This window comes from Rhodococcus sp. (in: high G+C Gram-positive bacteria) (genome assembly GCF_049286785.1).
GTDB lineage: Bacteria > Actinomycetota > Actinomycetes > Mycobacteriales > Mycobacteriaceae > Rhodococcus_F.
Map to the genome: position 1 here is coordinate 1 of NZ_JBAQEO010000714.1, position 2,235 is coordinate 2,235.

Below are 2,235 nucleotides of genomic sequence, written 5' to 3' on the forward strand. Positions count from 1 at the left end.
CTAGGTGGCTGGTGTTTTTCGCGGCGTGGCGGTCCCAGGTGATGTTGATCTTTCCGGGAGAATGTCCTTATGGCGCAAGGGCATCGATCTTGGGGTGAGTCGTGACGTTGGGGCTGACGCCGACGCAGGCGGATCTGTTCCGGTCCACGATCGGGTTCTGTGAGGCGCGCGTCGCGGCGGGGTCGATCTACGGGTTGTTGCATCGGGAGTGCCACCGACTGTTCCCGGATGAGATGTTCGCGGACCTGTTCACCGATGTCGGCCGGCGCAGCGTGCCGCCGATGATCGTGGCGACGGTGATGGTGCTGCAGCGGATCGAGGGCTGCAGCGATCGGGAGGCCGTGGACCGGTTCTGTTTCGATGCGCGGTGGAAGTACGCGGCCGGGGGCCTGGATTTCGACTACCCGGGGTTCGTGCACACGGTGCTGGTGGACATGCGGGCCCGGCTGGCTGCCTCGGATGCGCCGAACCGGATCTTCGATACGGTGCTGGACGTGTGCAAGGCGGCGGGGCTGGTCGGGCGTACACGGGTGTTGGACTCGACGCCGTTGTATGACGCGGTGGCCACGATGGACACCGTCACCTTGATCCGTTCGGCGATCCGGGGGCTGCTCAGGTGCGCCGACAGCGCCCTGGCCGGCGAGTTGCGGGCGGCGGCGGCCCGCGACGACGACTACACCGCCGCGGGTAAGCCGGTCTGTGACTACGACGACCCGGATGCCCGGGTGCAGATGGTCGATGCGCTGGCCAAAGACGGCATGGCATTGCTCACGGTGCTGGACGGACGCGCGCTGTCCGAGGAGCTGAGGCAGGCCGTACAGCTGCTGGCCACCGTGCTCGGCCAGGACCTGGACCAGGATGAGGCGGGGGTGTTCCGGATCGCCCGGCGGGTCGCGAAAGACCGGGTGATCTCCACCGTGGACCCGCAGGCCCGGCACGGGCACAAGACCGCGGCGCGGGGCTTCGACGGCTACAAGGGGCATGTGGGCATCGACCCGGTCAGTGAGCTGATCACCGCCACCACGGTCAGCGCGGGCAACGCCGGGGACGCCGGCGCAGCCTGCGACCTGATCGCCGATCTGCTCGATGAACACGCCGACGACACCGAGGGCAGCGAGCACGGCAACGGCGAGGACCTGATCGACGACCTGCTCGAGCAGCCCAGCGAGGACACCGAGCACAGCGCAGCTGGCGAGGGCGGTGCGCACGGCGAGGGCGGTGCGAGTGTGTTCGGCGATAACGCCTACGGCACCGGGCCGTTGCATGACCGGCTGGAGCGGGCCGGGATCGAGGACAAGTGCAAGACCCAGCAGCCGGTCGCCGCAGGCGGCATGTTCGCCAAAGACCGTTTCGACATCGACCTGCAGGCCGACACCGTCACTTGCCCGGCCGGACACACCGCACAGATCCGGCGCGGCAAGGACGGGTCCGGAGCCGCCCGCTTCGGTGCGGGGTGCGCAGGGTGCCCGCTGCGTGAGCAGTGCACCAAGTCCGCCGCCGGACGCACCGTCAACGTCGGGGTATACGAGCAGCAGCTGTCCGACGCCCGGGCACGACAACAGCATCCGAACTGGGTCGCGGACTACCGGGCCACCCGGCCGAAGGTGGAACGCAAGATCGGTCACGGCGCGGTTGCTGTAGACGGTGTTCCACAGAACCGTGCAATTGAGCACCAACCCGAGCGAGGAGAGTTGGTCTTCCATGCCTTCGTAGTAGGTGCGCACCATCTCGCCCTTCTTCCCGTGGTAGATCCGCCGTGCCAGGTCGTGACGTCCTTCGACGAGGTTGGCTTGGGCTTTTCCCTCCCGCCGGTAGGGTTCGTCGTCGGCCAGGCGCAGGATGTGCAGGGTCTTGAAGATCCGGCCGTAGTGGGCGATGGCCTGGCCCAGCGGGGTCGGGTTGCCGTCGCGGGAGATCATGCGTGTGACGTCGTGGGCGGAGACCTCACACGAATGGATCGACACGGCGACCCTGCACATGTCCTCCCAGTGCGCGGCGATCTTGGCGGTGTCGATGTGTCCCCGCGGCCTGGTTGAGCGGTCCGCAGTCGGCGTTGTCGTCGAACCGCCACAGCCGCTGATCGGGCAGGTTCGCCAACTGCGGCCGATATTTGATGCCGATCAGATGCAGCAGGCCGAACACGATGTCGGAGTATGAGCCGGTGTCGGTGATGATGGCTTCGGGCACTTTTCCGCCCCGTTGGAGCTGCACCACGTCGATGACGTTCAACGAATC

2 pseudogenes are annotated in these 2,235 nt (G+C 67.2%); one reads left to right on the plus strand and one right to left on the minus strand.

Annotation, left to right across the window (positions count from 1 at the left end):
- Positions 1 to 233 precede the first annotated feature (233 nt).
- Positions 234 to 1,616, plus strand: a pseudogene (locus tag WAW17_RS25875) (transposase); the annotation flags it as partial.
- A gap of 57 nt (positions 1,617 to 1,673) precedes the next feature.
- Here WAW17_RS25875 and WAW17_RS25880 read toward each other — a convergent pair.
- A pseudogene (locus WAW17_RS25880) lies at positions 1,674 to 2,214 on the minus strand (Tn3 family transposase); the annotation flags it as partial.
- Between the last annotated feature and the right edge of the window lie 21 nt (positions 2,215 to 2,235).